This is a genomic window from Thermodesulfomicrobium thermophilum DSM 16697 (assembly GCF_059568695.1).
Map to the genome: position 1 here is coordinate 228,886 of NZ_JCANTW010000012.1, position 14,896 is coordinate 243,781.

General features: G+C 64.9%; 12 protein-coding genes. All 12 read right to left on the reverse strand.

Going from position 1 to position 14,896, the window contains the following annotated elements:
- Positions 1–31: 31 nt before the first annotated feature.
- The 12 genes from BR00_RS04740 to BR00_RS04795 all read right to left on the reverse strand — a co-directional run bounded on the left by BR00_RS04740 (position 32) and on the right by BR00_RS04795 (position 14,785).
- A complete protein-coding gene (locus BR00_RS04740) occupies positions 32–748 on the reverse strand; it encodes a 3'-5' exonuclease (protein WP_496476467.1) in 717 nt (238 codons plus the stop codon).
- The gene (locus BR00_RS04745) at positions 748–2,655 is read right to left on the reverse strand and encodes a putative nucleotidyltransferase substrate binding domain-containing protein (protein WP_496476468.1); all 1,908 of its coding nucleotides are present in this window, start codon (positions 2,653–2,655) and stop codon (positions 748–750) included. Before BR00_RS04745 ends, BR00_RS04740 begins: the two co-directional genes overlap by 1 nt.
- Positions 2,656–2,704: 49 nt before the next feature.
- On the reverse strand, positions 2,705–4,474 hold the full coding sequence (locus BR00_RS04750) for a sodium:solute symporter family protein (RefSeq protein ID WP_496476469.1): 1,770 nt from the start codon (positions 4,472–4,474) through the stop codon (positions 2,705–2,707).
- A gap of 12 nt (positions 4,475–4,486) precedes the next feature.
- Complete coding sequence (locus BR00_RS04755) at positions 4,487–4,735, reverse strand: DUF4212 domain-containing protein (protein WP_496476470.1); 249 nt, start codon at positions 4,733–4,735, stop codon at positions 4,487–4,489.
- Between the two features lie 239 nt (positions 4,736–4,974).
- Positions 4,975–6,000 (reverse strand): diguanylate cyclase domain-containing protein, encoded by a 1,026-nt coding sequence (locus tag BR00_RS04760; RefSeq protein WP_496476471.1) that lies wholly within the window; start codon positions 5,998–6,000, stop codon positions 4,975–4,977.
- Positions 5,997–6,566, reverse strand: a complete 570-nt coding sequence (locus BR00_RS04765; RefSeq protein ID WP_496476472.1) for a chemotaxis protein CheB — start codon at positions 6,564–6,566, stop codon at positions 5,997–5,999. The genes BR00_RS04760 and BR00_RS04765 overlap by 4 nt, the downstream gene beginning before the upstream one ends.
- Complete coding sequence (locus BR00_RS04770) at positions 6,563–7,435, reverse strand: CheR family methyltransferase (RefSeq protein WP_496476473.1); 873 nt, start codon at positions 7,433–7,435, stop codon at positions 6,563–6,565. The genes BR00_RS04765 and BR00_RS04770 overlap by 4 nt, the downstream gene beginning before the upstream one ends.
- Positions 7,420–11,424 carry a response regulator gene (locus BR00_RS04775; protein ID WP_496476474.1) on the reverse strand — a complete coding sequence of 1,335 codons (4,005 nt, stop codon included), beginning with the start codon at positions 11,422–11,424 and terminating at the stop codon, positions 7,420–7,422. The genes BR00_RS04770 and BR00_RS04775 overlap by 16 nt, the downstream gene beginning before the upstream one ends.
- Positions 11,425–11,639: 215 nt before the next feature.
- Positions 11,640–12,668, reverse strand: a complete 1,029-nt coding sequence (gene ansA, locus BR00_RS04780) for an asparaginase (protein WP_496476475.1) — start codon at positions 12,666–12,668, stop codon at positions 11,640–11,642.
- Positions 12,665–13,438: a lysophospholipid acyltransferase family protein gene (locus BR00_RS04785; RefSeq protein ID WP_496476476.1), complete on the reverse strand. Its 774-nt coding sequence runs from the start codon at positions 13,436–13,438 to the stop codon at positions 12,665–12,667. Before BR00_RS04785 ends, ansA begins: the two co-directional genes overlap by 4 nt.
- Before the next feature lie 41 nt (positions 13,439–13,479).
- On the reverse strand, positions 13,480–13,908 hold the full coding sequence (locus BR00_RS04790; RefSeq protein ID WP_496476477.1) for a MarR family winged helix-turn-helix transcriptional regulator: 429 nt from the start codon (positions 13,906–13,908) through the stop codon (positions 13,480–13,482).
- Positions 13,898–14,785: a cation diffusion facilitator family transporter gene (locus BR00_RS04795; protein WP_496476478.1), complete on the reverse strand. Its 888-nt coding sequence runs from the start codon at positions 14,783–14,785 to the stop codon at positions 13,898–13,900. The genes BR00_RS04790 and BR00_RS04795 overlap by 11 nt, the downstream gene beginning before the upstream one ends.
- Positions 14,786–14,896 lie beyond the last annotated feature (111 nt).

Genomic DNA, 14,896 nt, shown 5'->3' on the forward strand with positions numbered 1-14,896 from the left:
TTTTGGGCGCGCAGGTGAGGCATCCCGGGCACTAGAGGTACCAGCGCCAGGAGCGGCCCAGGGCGAAGAGCTCCGCGAGCGGGGTGAGGGGCGTGGCGAGCTTGTTGGCCAGGTACACGAAGAGGTAGGCGGTCTGGAGGGCGTCGGCCAGGGCGTCGTGGGAGGGAAAGGTGGGCAGCCCTAACTCTTCGGCCAGGTCCGCCAGGTGGTAGGAGATGCGCAGGTCGTAGCGCTCGTACGGAGACGTCAGGCGTTCTTCGCGCCAGATCATGGCCAGGCGCAGGGTGTCCAGACAGGGATTTTTCGGCTCCATGCCGTATGCCGTGCGGCAGGCGCGGCGCAGAAACTGCATGTCGAGGCCGATGTGATGCCCCACCACGAAGGTTCCGTGGAGGAATTGGAGAAACGACGGCAGCACCTCTTCCAGGGTCGGCGCCTCGGCCACGGCCGCGGGGGTGATGCGGTGGATGAGGGTGCTTTTCTTGGGAACGCCCTTCTTGGGGCGCACCAGGGCGTGGAAGCTCTTTTCCGCCACGATGGAAAGCCCGTGTACCCGTACCGCGCCCAAGGCTACGATCTCATCCTGGCGTGGGGAGAGCCCGGTGAGCTCGGTGTCGATGACCGTGAACACGGTTTCCGCCAGGCTCTGGTCTTGGCCCAGATGCCGGCATGCCTCGTTGTTGGAGATGAGGACCGGGGGCGGGGCAAGTTTCGGGCCCTGCCAGCGATGAAGCAGTCTTCGCAGCATCACAGCCTCAGATGGAAGGTGTCGCGCAGGACTTCGTGCAGGGCCGAAACCAGGCCGAAGGCCTCGCGCAGGGTGCGCTTTTCCAGGGCCGTCAGGGCGTTGGGGTCGAGATAGTTGTGGGGCTGCTGTCCGGCCTCCACCTGTTCCAGCTGGCGCACCAGACGCAAATGGAGCAGAAATTCGAAGGCTTCCCGGGTTTCGCTGTAGAGGTCCCGGGAGATATGACCGCCGGCGTGCAGCGCGTCCAAGCGGCTCAGGGTCCCGGCCGCGGGGATGCCGTGGTAGAGGGCCATGACCCGGGCGAAGTCGAGAAAGGGCAACAGTCCCCGGGTTTTGATGTCCAGGGCGTTTTTGTGCTCCCCGTCCTTTTCCACCACGAATCCCTTGAAGAAGGTGAGCGGCGGTCGGGAGCGCACGGCCTCGGCCGCCAGATGGCGCAGAAATACTGCTTGGCCGGCGCAGCTCGTGGTGATGTGGTCGCGAAGCTCCATGCCCAGGCGCAGGCGGCCGTGGAGGGGGCGGAAATCGAAGAACACCGAGCTTTGGAGCACTTCCGTGGGCTCTGGACTCGCGCGCCAATGGTCCACTCGCGCTTTCCACCGGGTCAGGCTCCCCCGCCATTGGGGGTTTGCGGCCATCATCTGCGCCGGGCATCGGGGGATGCCGCAGCGCAAAAGGTGCCCTTCCATGCGGCTGGTGAGGGCCTGAAAGTAGACTTCCCCCGCCCGGGCCACGAAGTCTTCGGAGACGTCGGCGCTGATGAGGGCGTTGTCTTGGTCCGTGGAGAAGGTCTGTTCCTGGCGGCCTTCGCTCCCCATGAGGATCCAGACGTAGGGTACCGGGGAGGGGCCGATCTCGGCCGTGAGGAGCTCCAGGAGGCGGATGACGATGTGGTCGTTGAGAATGGCGATCAGCCGGGTGATGTGTCCGGCCTTGGCCCCCTCGCGGATGAGGGTGCGCACCACCGCGGGGATGCGGCCGTGGATGGGATAGATCCCCTCGAAGGTGCTCTGGGAGGAGATGTCCTGAAACAGGGCCAGGGGCGAGCGGCCTTGCACCACGAGGAGATCATGGGAGCTGATGACGCCGAGGATCTCTCCGTCGCGCTCGACAGCCAGATGATGGATGGCCTCGGTCATCATGGTGGTGAGGGCGTCGAAGCAGGTGGCGCTGTGCGGCAGGGTGCGCACCGGCGTGCTCATGATGGTCTCTGCCGGGGCCTGGGAGTCCATCCCCAAGGCCAGGGCCTTGCGGAGGTCTGTGTCCGTGATGATGCCGCAGACTCTCCCGGATGGTTCGCGAAACAGCAGCGAGCCCGTGCCGTGGCGCAGCATTTCTCGCGCTGCGGCTTGAATGGTGGTGCCCAGCGGAACCGCAACAGGCGGCCGGTGGATGAGGTTCTCCACCTTTTGGCTGAAAAGCGGCAGCGTGATCTCGCAGCCGCCCACGGCCGGCCGGTGGCGGATGTCTTCGAAGGCGCGGTCGAGGGCGCCTTGGGCCAGGGTCTTGAGGTAGAATTGGGCGATCCCGGGGAATTTTGCCACGGTCTCAAGAAAGACCTCGCGCGGGATCGCCACCACGAAGGTGTCTTCCAGGGCTTCGGCGTCCATGGTGGCGTGGGTGCCGTGAAAGAGGCACACCGCCCCAACACTGGCTCCTTCACCGCGGATGTCCACCAGGCGCGTGGCGCCGTTTTCCTCCACGAAGAGTTTGAGGGCCCCTTTTTGGATGACCAGCAGATGGGTGAGCTCGCTTTGGGCCCGGATGAAGATGCGGGTGCCTTGAGGAAAGAAGTCCACCGTGGCCTGGCGCGCCAGGTGGCTGACGGCCTCAGCGGGCAGGTCGGAGAAAGGCAACGTCTGCCTGAGAAACGTGGCGATGGGGCTTTGGGGATCGCTGGGGCGCATAGGTGTCCCGAAGGCGGCCCAGAGGAAAGCCCTCTGGACCGCGTGTGTTTTAGTGATCGATGGCGGCGCCTGCCCCTCTGGGGATGCGCACGTGTTCCACCAGTTCCTGCACTGCCTCCGGTGGCGGCGCGCTGGCAAGGGAGACGAGCGTGGTGACGGCGAAGTTGAGGAGCATGCCCACGATACCGATGCCCTCCGGCGCGATGCCCAAAAACCAGGGCCGCATTCCCAGGAATTTCACCTGGATGATGTAGAAGAGGGTGATGCCGATGCCGCAAACCATGCCCGCGATAGCCCCTTCTCGGGTGGCGCGCTTCCAGAACACTCCGAGCACGATGATGGGGAAAAAGCTCGATGCCGCCAGCCCAAAGGCCAAAGCCACCACTTGAGCCACGAAGCCCGGCGGATTGATGCCGAAGTATCCGGCCACGAGCACTGCGAGGCCGATCATCACCCGGCCCAGGGTCAGGCGGCTTTTTTCCGACGCCTTGGGGTTGATGACACGGTAGTAGAGGTCGTGGGAGATGGCCGAGGCAATGACCAAGAGCAGGCCCGAGGCCGTGGACAGGGCCGCGGCCAGGCCGCCGGCGGCCACCAGGGCGATGACCCAGGGCGGAAGATTGGCGATCTCCGGGTTGGCGAGCACCATGATGTCCCGGTCTACGAAGAGTTCGTTGGGGGTATTTTCGGGGGTGTTGGCCAAGAGCCGTTCTCCTTGGGCGCCGACGGCGCCGGTGAAGCTGGGCTTGCCTTGGAAGGGCGCGCCTTTGGCGTATTGGATGACGCCGTCACCGTTTTTGTCCATCCAGGCGATGAGGCCGGTGCGCTCCCAGTTTTTGAACCAGCTGGGGGCCTGGGCGTAGGAGACGCCGTTGACGGACCGGATCATGTTGTAGCGGGCAAAGGCGCCCACGGCCGGAGCAGCGGTGTAGAGGATGGCGATGAACAGGATGGCGTAGACGGCCGACAGGCGGGCCGCCCGCACCGTGGGCACGGTGTAGAAACGGATGATCACATGCGGCAGTCCCGCGGTGCCCACCATGAGGCAGGTGGTCACGGCCACCATGTTGAGCATGGCCGTGCCGGAAGCGGGCTGGGTGTAGGCGCCAAAGCCCAGGTCCGTGCAGATGGCATCCAGTGTCTGGAGAAAATACGCGCCCGCGTCCGGGCCTTGGGCGATGCGGTCGCCAAAGCCCAGTTGCGGCAGGGGATTGCCGGTGATCTTCATGGAGATGGCCACCGCCGGCACCAGAAAGGCCAGGATGAGCACCAAATACTGGGCCACCTGCGTCCAGGTGATGCCTTTCATGCCGCCCAGGGAGGCATAGAAGAACACGATGACCATGCCGACGACCACGCCAGTATTCACATCCACCTCGAGGAAGCGGGAGAACACGATGCCCACCCCGCGCATCTGCCCGGCCACGTAGGTGAGGGACACGAAAATGGCGCACACCAAGGCGACGATGCGGGCCGTGGTGGAATAATATCGGTCACCCACGAAATCCGGCACCGTGAATTTTCCGAATTTCCGTAAGTATGGGGCGAGCAGCAGGGCGAGGAGCACGTAACCGCCAGTCCAGCCCATGAGGTAGGTTGCCCCGCCAAAGCCCATGAACGAGATCATGCCCGCCATGGAGATGAACGATGCCGCGCTCATCCAATCGGCCGCAGTGGCCAGGCCGTTGGCCAAGGGCGGCACCCCGCCGCCGGCCACGTAGAAGCCCTTGGTGTCGCGCACGCGGGAGGCCCAGGCAATGCCCAAATACAGGGCAAAGGACGCCCCCACCATGATATAGGTCCAGGTCATGATGGACATGATGTTTTCTCCTTATTCGTGCACATCGAATTGTTTATCCACTCGTTCCATGATGAGAAAGTACGCCAAAATGAGGAGGACGAAGACATAAATGGCGCCTTGCTGGGCAAACCAAAAACCAAGGGGAAATCCTCCGAGATAGATGGCGTTGAGCGCATCTGCACCCAGCATCCCACATCCATAAGCGACGAAAGCCCATACGGTGAGAAGAACGGCCATGATGCGTTTGTTGACGTTCCAGTACGCGTGACGAGTGTTCATGGAAAACCTCCTGAAGGCCTGGGGGACCGGCGGCGGGATTGCCACCAAACCCCGGACACGGCTTGGGTGTAGCAAAATGTCCCAGCCGTGCATCCCTTTTTTGGTGAACGACAAGCCGCAGCGGCAGGCGGAACGGCAGAAGGCAGCGGCGCATCGGTGGTCGCCGGTTATCGGACGAAGATGGCCGTTTGCCGGGAGGAAGGTCGCGTTGGACGGAGAGGCTTTCGCGGTCGGGGGCGTCAGCTTTGGGGCTGGAGGCAGGCTTCCGGGAGGCAGCCCTGGTAGTACCAGCAATTGCGGCCGTTCTGTTTGGCCATGTAGAGGGCTTGGTCTGCAGCACACACCAAGTCCGAGGGGTGGCAGCCTGGGGTGGGGATGACGGAAGAGGCGCCCAGGCTGATGGTGACGTGGTCCGTGGTGGGAGATGCTGCGTGGTCGATGGCCAGATGTTCCACGGCCTGGCGCAGGGCCTCGGCCACGTGGCTGGTGCCTTCGTGGTCGGTGGCCGGCAGGATGGCGGCGAATTCTTCACCGCCGTAGCGGGCCACGAAGTCCGAAGGCCGCTTGAGCACCGCAGACAGGCAGCCGGCCACGCGCTTGAGGCAGCGGTCGCCGTGCAGATGCCCGTAGTGGTCGTTGAAGCGTTTGAAGTGGTCCACATCGATCATGATGAGCCCAAGCGGGCTTCCTTCCCGCAGCATGCGCTGCCATTCGGAACGCAAGGTGTCATCGAAGTGGCGGCGGTTGGGGATGCCGGTGAGGCCGTCGAGCAGGGAGAGGGTGTGGAGGATGCGATTTTTTTCTTCCAGCTCGAAGCGCAGCCGTTCCAACTCCGTCACCTTGGCGTCCAGCCGGGCGCTCACGTCCTCCAATTGCTTGCGCTGCCGGTAGAGGTCTTCGAAGATGCGCACCTTGCTTTGGAGGATCACCGGGTCCACGGGCTTGGGCAGATAGTCCACGGCGCCGACGGCGTAGCCCTGGAAGACGTGGGCGCGTTCGGTGTGGTTGGCGGTGACGAAGATGATGGGGATGTGCCGGGTGCGGCGGCTGCTGCGCATGAGGGTTGCGGTCTCGAAGCCGTCCATCTCCGGCATCTGCACATCGAGGAGCACCAGCGCCACCTCGTGATCCAAGAGGAGCCTCAGGGCCTCTTGGCCGGAGTGGGCGCAAAGCAGGGTGCGGTGCGGGTCGTCTTCCAGCACTTGCCGCAGGGCGAAGAGGTTTTCCGGCCGGTCGTCCACGAGAAGGATGGTGACAGGGATCATGGGAGCACCAAGGTGTTGAGGGTGGATGCGATGCCGTCCAGGGAGAGGACTCGGTGCCCGGGGCAGAGGGCGATGGCCGCCTCGGGCATGACGCCCGCTTGGGCTGTGGCCGGGTCTTGCACCAGGGTGATGCCTCCGAGACGGTGGATGCGCAAAAGTCCCTGGGCGCCGTCGTCATTGGCGCCGGTGAGCAGCACCCCGGCCAGGCGGGGGCAGAAGGCGTCGGCGGCGGTGGTGAAGAGCACGTCGATGGAGGGCCGGGCAAAGCATACCCGCTCGTCCAGGCAGAGCGAGAGGTGCCCTTCGGGCTCCACCTGCAGGTGGTAGTCGGGTGGGGCCAGATATACGGTGCCTGGAGTGGGGATGATCTTGTCTTCAGCCTCCACCACGGGAAGGGGGCTGTGGTCGGTGAGGGCCCCCACCAGGGTGGGGCCTGCAGTGGGGGCGATATGCTGGACGATGAGGATGGGCGGGCCGAAGTCCGGGCGCAGCTGCGCCAGGATATGCCGGATGGCGGTAAGCCCTCCGGCCGAAGCCCCCAGGACGACGGCATAGACAGCGGTCATGGGGTCTCCTCCTGAGGGGGGCGCCGGCGCTTGCGGTAGATGCGTTCGCGCTCCACCACGGGTTCGAAAGACGGGGCGTGCTCGCTGAAGCGCAGGGTCTCCTTGGACCCCAGGCAGAGAAATCCGCCCGGGCACAAGCTCTCCACAAAGAGCCCGAGGACGCGGTTTTGGAGGTGGGCGTTGAAGTAGATGAGCACGTTGCGGCAGATGACGAGGTGCATTTCCCCGAAGACGCCGTCCGTGGCCAGGTTGTGTTCGGAGAAGACCATGCGATCGCGTAAGAAGGCGGCCATCTCGGCGTGGTTGTCGCGCACGGTGTAGTACTCGGCGAAGGAGTCGCTTCCACCGCTCGCCTGGTAGTTGGCGGTGTATTTTTTGATGGCGGACAGGGGGTAGCGGCCTTCCTGGGCCAGGGCCACCAGGCGGGGGTTGAAATCGGTGACAAAGAGGGTGCTGCGCTCCAGGAGTTCGGCTTCATGGAGCAGGATGGCCATGGAATAGGCCTCTTGGCCGGCGGCGCAGCCGGCGTGCCAGATGCGGATGGACGGGTAGGTCTCGAGGATGGGCAGGACCTCGGCGCGCAGCGCCTGATAGAAGCTGGGGTCGCGGAACATCTCCGAGACATTGATGGACAGGTCCTGGAGCACGATGGGCAAGAGCTCGGGATTGTGGAGAAGTTCGTGCTGCAGGTGCGAGATGGAGGCAAAGCCCGAGAGCAGCAGGCGCTGCTCCACGCGCCGCTTGAGGTGGGCGAGGGAATAGTTGCGGAAGTCGTAGCCGTAGGCCTGGTAGATGGCCTCCAAGAGCAGGCGCAGTTCGATGACTTCGGGTTGGGGCAGGTGGGGGCCGTGGGTCATTGCGAGAGCCATACCTTGAGGAGGGAGAGGAGTTTTTCCGTATCCACGGGCTTGGCCAGGTAATCACTGGCCCCGGCCTCGATGCACTTGGCGCGGTCGCCTTTCATGGCCTTGGCCGTCAGGGCGATGATAGGAAGGTTTTGGAAGCGCTTTTGCGCCCGGATGGCGGCCATGGCTTCAAACCCGTTCATTACCGGCATCATGATGTCCATGAGCACCAGGTCCACCTCGTGGGCGTGTTCCTCCAGGCGCTGCACCCCTTCCTGGCCGTCCCGAGCCACGAGCACGGTGAGCCCTTTGTCCTCCAGGATGCTGGAAAGGGCGAAGACGTTGCGCATGTCGTCGTCCACCAAGAGTACGGTCTTGCCGGCAAACACAGGATCCGCATCGCCCTCTGGGGCGGCGGTGAGCGCTGGGGGCGTGCGGTGGAGATAGAGGGCGGTTTCTTCCAGTAGGCGCTCGGGGGAGCGCACCCCTTTGACGATGATGCTCTCGGCGTGCCGGGCGAGCAGGGCCTCTTCGTCCGCGGAGAGGTCCCGGCCGGTGTAGACGATGATGGGGGTGTGGGAGAGGCTCTCGTCGGCGCGGATGCGGCGCAAGAGATCGAAGCCGCTGGCGTCCGGCAGCCCCAAATCGAGGATCAGACAATGCACCGGGGTGCGGCGCAGGGTGTCCAGGGCCTCGGCGCTGGTGCCGCAGGCGGTGATTTCCACGTCCGGCAGGGTGGCGATGAGGGTGGCGAGCGAGTCCCGCTGGAGGCGGTCGTCGTCCACGATGAGCACCCGTCGCCGAGGGCTGGCGAGATAGGCGTGGACTTCCTGCAGCGCCGCGTCGATGGCTGCGGTATCCGGGTTTTCCGGGGCCACAGTGTAAGCGCCTAGGCGCAGCGCCTCCATGCCGCGCTCGGCTGTGGTGAGAAAGATCAGGGGAATGGCCCGGGTGCCGGCGTCGGCCTTGAGGCGTTCCAGGGTCTTCCAGCTGGAGGGGAGGCTTCCTGCCAGCACGATGGCCTGCGGGCGGTGGTAGTCGGCAAAGTGCAGCCCGGTCTCGGCGTCGTGGGCAAGGAGGGTGGCGAAACCTTGGGCCCGGGCGCGGTCGCGGATGCGCCGGGCGCGCTCGAGATGGTCGTCGATGATGAGCACGATGGTGTCACCGGGCTGGAGGCTGCGGCGGTCGTCCTGCACGAAATCCTGGGATTCGGGGGGGACGTCTGGAGCGGGAGCTGGCGCTGTCGGCGAGGCGAGGGCCGCTGGATCGGCGCCGGCTGCTGCGGTGGTCTGTTGCGGCAGAGGATCTGCAGATGCGGCTGGGGCCGGATTTTCCGGAAGAAAGAGGGTGAAGGTCGCGCCCTCGCCGGGCTCGCTCTCCAGGGTGATGTCGCCGCCAAGCAGCCGCGCGAGCTCCCGGGAGATGGACAGCCCTAGGCCCGTGCCGCCGTATTTGCGGGTGGTGGAGCCGTCGGCCTGGCGGAAGGGTTCGAAAATGGTGGCGTGCTTGTCCTTGGGGATGCCGACGCCGGTGTCCTGTACGGCCATGGCCAAAAGCCTTGGGGCGGAGAGGTGTTCCGGGACTTGGTCCGGGGCGGGGTGGAAGAGCCGCAGCGTCACCGTGCCCTTGTCCGTGAACTTGAAGGCATTGGAGAGGAGGTTGCGCAGGATCTGCTGGAGCCGCAGGCCATCGGTGAGGATGGTGTCCGGCAGACCTTCCTCGCGCTCCACCACGAAGCGCACGTGCTTGTCCTCGGCGATGCTGGTGAAAAGCCGCTGGAGGTCCGCCACCAAGGCATCGAGGGCGAGCGGCTCCTCGTGGACCTCGATTTTGCCGGCCTCCACCTTGGAAAGGTCGAGGATGTCGTTGATGAGCCGCAAGAGGTCCGATCCCGAGGCGTGGATGGCCTGGGCGGATTCCTGCTGGCGCGCGGTGAGGTTGCCGTCTTTGTTGGCGGCCAAGAGCTGGGAGAGAATGAGGATGGAATTGAGCGGGGTGCGCAGCTCGTGGCTCATATTGGCCAAGAATTCGGATTTGTAGCGGTTGGCCTGTTCCAGTTCTTCGGCCTTTTGCCGCAGCTGCTCTTGGGCGCGCAACAGATCGATGTTCTTTTTGCGCATGGCGATCTTCTGTTCTTCCAAGGCGTTGGTGCGCTCTTCCAGCTTGGCGTTGGCCGCGCGCAGCTCTTCTTGCTGGGCCTCCAGTTTGGTCTGGGATTCCTTGAGGGCGCGGGCCTGTTCTTCCAGCTCTTCGTTGGTGACTTGTAATTCTTCATGCTGGGCCTGGAGTTCGGCTTCGGACTCCTTGAGGGCGCGGGCCTGGGTCTCCAGCTCCTGGTTGGCCTGGCGCAGCTGCTCCTGCTGCTCTTGGGCGGTGCGCAGCAGCCCGTCGATGGTCTGGCGGGACAGGGCCGCCTGGAGCAGCACGGCGAGGTTTTGTCCTGCCTGGGTGAGAAAATCGCGCATGAGGCGGGTGATGGGGGCCTCCATGCCGAGGAGCAATGCGCCCACAGTGCGGCCCTCGAATACCAAGGGCAGGGCCACCAAATGGGAGGGGACGGCCTCATGGACGCCGGAGGAAAAGGTTGGGGCTTGCTCTGCGTCTTTGAGGAAATGGAAGGTCAAGATTTCCCCTTCTTGGATCGCTTGGCCCACGAGCCCGTGCCCGGGTTCCACCCGGTGGAAGGTCCCGGTGCGGTCCACGAAGGCGCGGCTTGCCCGCAGCGAGAGTTCGCCGTTTTCTTCGGCGAGATACGCAAGACCCAAAGACGCCTCCGTGTGGCGCGTGAGGAAGTCCAGGGCGCGGCGCAGGATTTCTTCCGGCGTGTGCTCGCCGCGCAGGGCGTTGTCGAGTCCGCTGATGCCCCGGCGCCGCCAATCCTGCTCACGCAGGTCTTGGGCCATGCGGTTCAAGGCATGGGCCAGATCTCCCATCTCGTCGTGCTGGGAGACTTCCCAGCGGGCGGTGTAGTTGCCGGAGGAAATGGCTTGGGCGAAACGCACCCCGGCCTCCAGGGGGGCACTGAGCCGTCGGGCCAGGACGTGGACGCCCGGGGTGATGGAGAGGACGAAGAAGACCGCAGCCCCTATCATGGCGAGAGTGAACCAGACAATGGGCTGGAAGACCTCGGCCTTGTCGATCTTGGAGATCAAGATCCAGCGCACTCCGAGGATGTCTACGGGCCGGAAGGCTGCGAACACGGTGGTGCCGCTGCTGTCGGTGTACTCGCCGAAACCAGTCTCCTCATGGGTGGCTTGCCGCCAGTATGCCGGCGGTCGGTCGAGCGTCACCCCCGGGCGGTAGCGGCCCATGCCCATGGTGCGCATGGAGGAGCGGAACTCATAGCGGTTGCCATCGGCAAGGAAGCGGATGGCGTAAGTCTCGCCGGTTTTGCCGAGTCCCTGGCGGGATGCCAAAGGTTGATCGACGAAATCTGCGCCCAGCAGGGCAAGAAGGACGCCCAGGCGTCCGCCTTCGGCGTCGAAGACCGGCAGGGCGAGGAAGGCCAGGGGTTCGCCCCAGCCGAGAGGGTCTGCGGAGAAATCCACGAATACCGGGCGGTTCTGTTCTTTGGCGCTGCTCCAGGCAGCGCTCATGGCCGAGGCCGCCAGCCGACCGAAAGTCAGGTCTTGACCGTTCAGTTCCTTGAGGGAGCTGGCGCGTACGACACCTTTGTGGGTGACCAGGGCGATGGCCGTGAGATTGAGGGAGCGCGCCGTGCCCTTGAGCGTGTCTTCGATATGCAGATCGGTGCTGGTGAAGGCGGCGCGTACATGCGGGGCCTCGGCAAGGGGGGTGAGCACGGCCTGGAGCATCGTGAAGGCGGAGGAGAGCTTGTCGGCCTGCATGTCCTGAAGGCTCGTGAGTTCTCGCTCCGTTTGTTGCGTGAGGGTATGGATGGCAAAGTAGCCTCCCACACTGCCCACCACCACCAAGGGTACGATGGCGGTAAAGAGAAAGAGAAGGAGCAGTTTGGGCCGCATGCGGATGTCGTCGAGCAGGGCAAAGACCATGAGCGCTCTCCAATGCAAGGAATACAGGCGGGCCTTGCCTATGCCATTTTGGATGCGCTTACAAGATCCTTCTCGTGGAGATGGTTTTTGTGTGGGAATCGGATTGGTATACTACGAGTTGTCTGGATGATGTATCAAAAAGACACATTGGCTTGGTGTCGTGTTGGGGGGTGCAGCATGCGAGCGCGGGGATCGTGCGCCAACACAAGGGTGACTTATGAACGGGATGGGGCAAGCGGGGTGCGCTCGCCGCGCAGGTCTTCTTCCACGCGGGCACGCACGGCGTCGGCGCTGGGCTCGGTGCTGAGGAGGAAGAGGAGTTTGGTGAGGGCGGCTTCCACGGTCATGTCTCCGCCGCTCACCACGCCGGCCCGGGCCAGCGCGGAACCGGTGGCGTAGCCCTCTTGGTCGACTCCGCCGCGCAGGCATTGGGTGCAGTTCACCACCACGACGCCGCGCCGGCTGGCCCGCTCCAAGGTGGCCAGCAGGGCCGTGTCGCTGCTGGGGCCGTTGCCCATGCCGTAGGTCTCGAGGATGAGGCCTTGCAGCGGGGAGCGCAGCACGTTGGCGAGGAAGGCGGCGCTGATGCCCGGAAAGAGGCGCACCACGCCCACCTGCACGCGGGGGTCGAGGGTGTGGACGCACAGCGGAGCCTGCGGCTTGGGCCGGAGCCTGTCGGCAAAGAGGGTTAGGCGCACTCCGAGGGCGCCGAGGTCGGGATAGTTTGGCGAGTCGAAGGCCATGAACCCCGAGGCGTCCACCTTGGTGGCGCGGCAGCCGCGCAGGATGCGGTGTCCGAAGACCAGGGCCACTTCCGGCAAGTGCGGTTGTGCGGCGAGCAGCAGGGCCGCGAGGAGGTTGTCCGGGGCGTCGCTGCGTAGCTCTCCCATGGGGAGCTGGGAGCCGGTGAGCACCACGGGGTGGTGCAGGTTCTCCAAAAGAAAGGCCAGGGCCGAGGCCGTATACGCCATGGTGTCCGTGCCGTGGAGTACCACAACCCCGGCGCCGTCTTCGTGGGCGGCGGCGATGTCCCGGGCCAGGGTGTGCCAATGTTCGGGCCGCATGGTGGCCGAGTCCATGAGCGGGCTGTACTCATGGAGGGTAAAGGGCGGCAGCTCTGGGTGCTGGAAGCGGGGATCCTGGGCGAGGAGCTCCTTCAGGTATCCCGGCCGGGGGGCAAAGCCGTGGGGCGTGGGGGCCATGGCGATGGTGCCGCCGGTGGCGAGGATGCGCACCGGTCTCATGCGTGCCACCGGCGCAGGGACGATTGGAGAAAGTCGAGCACCTGAGCGTGCTGGTCTTTGCCGTTCCCGGTGATGGCAAGGGGCGCGCCGCAGGCGAAGCGCACTGGGATGTGCGGCCGGATCGGACCGAAATCCTTGATGATGCGCCCAGTACCCCAGGCGCGGGTATCCACCGCCATGGGGAGCACCGGCACCTGGGCCCGCTTGGCGAGCTTGACGCCGATGGAGTTGAAGCTTGCGGGATCGATGTCCGGCCGCCGGGTGGTCTGGGGAAAGACCACTACGGAAAATCCCTGGGCGAGGCGCTCGGCGCCTTGGGTGAGGATGATCTCCAGGTCTTCCCGTGGGTTTTGACGGCGCACGGCCACGGGATGGGTGTTTTTCACCACGTGCCGGAACACCGGGTAACGCAGGAGGCTTTCCTTGAGCACGAAGCAGATGGGGCGGTGGGCGCCCAGGATGGCCGGCAAGGCAAAGGTCTCCAGGGTGGACATGTGGTTGGCCACCACCACGCAGGGCCCGGGGAGGTTGGTGAAGTGGTGCAGTCCTTCCACGTGGAAGGTGAGTCCTGTGGCCTCGGCGGCGCGGATGAAGCGCACACTGTCGTTCACCCACATGGCGTGGGTGTAGCCGCGCCGGGTGCTCGCGGCAGCGCGCACCACGACCTCGAGTACCCGGGCGTAGAAGGCCAGGGAGGGAAACCAGCGGGAGATGGGGCCCACGCGCCGGGGCAGGGAATCATAGGTGTCGGAGATGGGGACCGTGAACATGATGACCTCCGCCCCGGCTTGTAGCGAGCTTGGTGGCGCTGTCAAATGACGGCGCGCATCTTGGCGAGGGTTTGGGTGAGGCAGGCGAGCTCGGTTTCCGTGAGGTCCGCGGTGAGCTCCTGGGTGAGGCGCAGGTGGTGGCCGTGGTGTTCTTGGTAGAGCCGCTCTCCCTCCGGCGTGAGGGCCACAAGGAAGGAACGTCGGTCCGTGCCGTGAGGTTGGCGGGTCACCAGTCCGAGACGCTCCAATTTATCCACGGTGACGGTCATGGTGCCGGTGGTGACCCCCAGACGTTCGGCCAGGTCCTTCATGCGCAACGGGGCATGGTGCCCGAGGATTTCCAGGGTGTGCATCTGCGGCAGTGAAAGGCCGCTTTCCCGCGCCACCTCCTGCTCCCAGGAGGAGAGGCGCTCGTAGAACTCCACCAGAAGATGCGAGAGGGCTTCGAGGTCCACGGGGCTAGTGGTCATGGTCTTTTTCTCCCGGACAGGGTAGGTTGTGGACTTCCACGCGTACGAAGGCCACTTCGGGCATGGCGCGGAGGATGTCCGTGTAGGTCTCCGGCGGCGCGGCCTTGGGCGCGGCCAGACAGACCGAGGCGGCCATCTCTTGCGGTCCTACGTACCACAAGGCAAGATCCCGGATGGAAGCCCCTGCGGCTTCCAGGCGCTGGCGCACGGTGGTGCTCACATGCTCCGGGGCGCGCATGTCGAGCAGTACGGCGGCGGTATCCCGGGTGAGCGCGATGGCCCATTTGCCGACCACCACGGCCCCCACCACGCCCATGATGGGATCCAGGCGGGTGAGCCCCCAGAATTTTCCGCCTGCCAAGGCCGCGATGGCCAGTACCGAGGTGAGGGCGTCGGCAAGCACGTGGAGGTAGGCGGCCCTCAGGTTCTGGTCCGTGTCATGGGAGGCCTGCTCCCGGTCGCGGAGCAGCCAGGCGCTGGCGATGTTGACCATAAGCCCGAGCACGGCCACGACCATGGCCTCGGTGAAGGCGATGGTGGTGGGGGCCACCAGTCGATGGGCGGATTCGACGATCATGAACACGGAGACGAGCCCCAGACCCAGGGCGGAGACAAATCCCGCCAAGGCGTTGATCTTGCCGGGCCCGAAGACGAAACGCGCATCCTCACGATGGGTGCGCATGTAGACGTAGGCAAACCAGGCGACCCCCATGGCGCCAGCATGGCCGGCCATGTGCCAGCCGTCGGCCATGAGGGCCATGGAGCCAAAGAGCCATCCGGCAAGGATTTCCGCGGCCATGGTGACCAGGGTGATGAGACATACCCACCGGGTGCCGCGCTCGGCCTCGTGATGGTGGTGGCAGGTGCAGGAAGACATGCAGCGCTCCTTTGTTTTGAGTTTCAAAAAACTTTATCGGCCAACTAAATTGCGGTGTTTTGATTGTCAAATAAAAAAATCGGCTGCAGGGCCCTTCCCTCCATGGGCGGC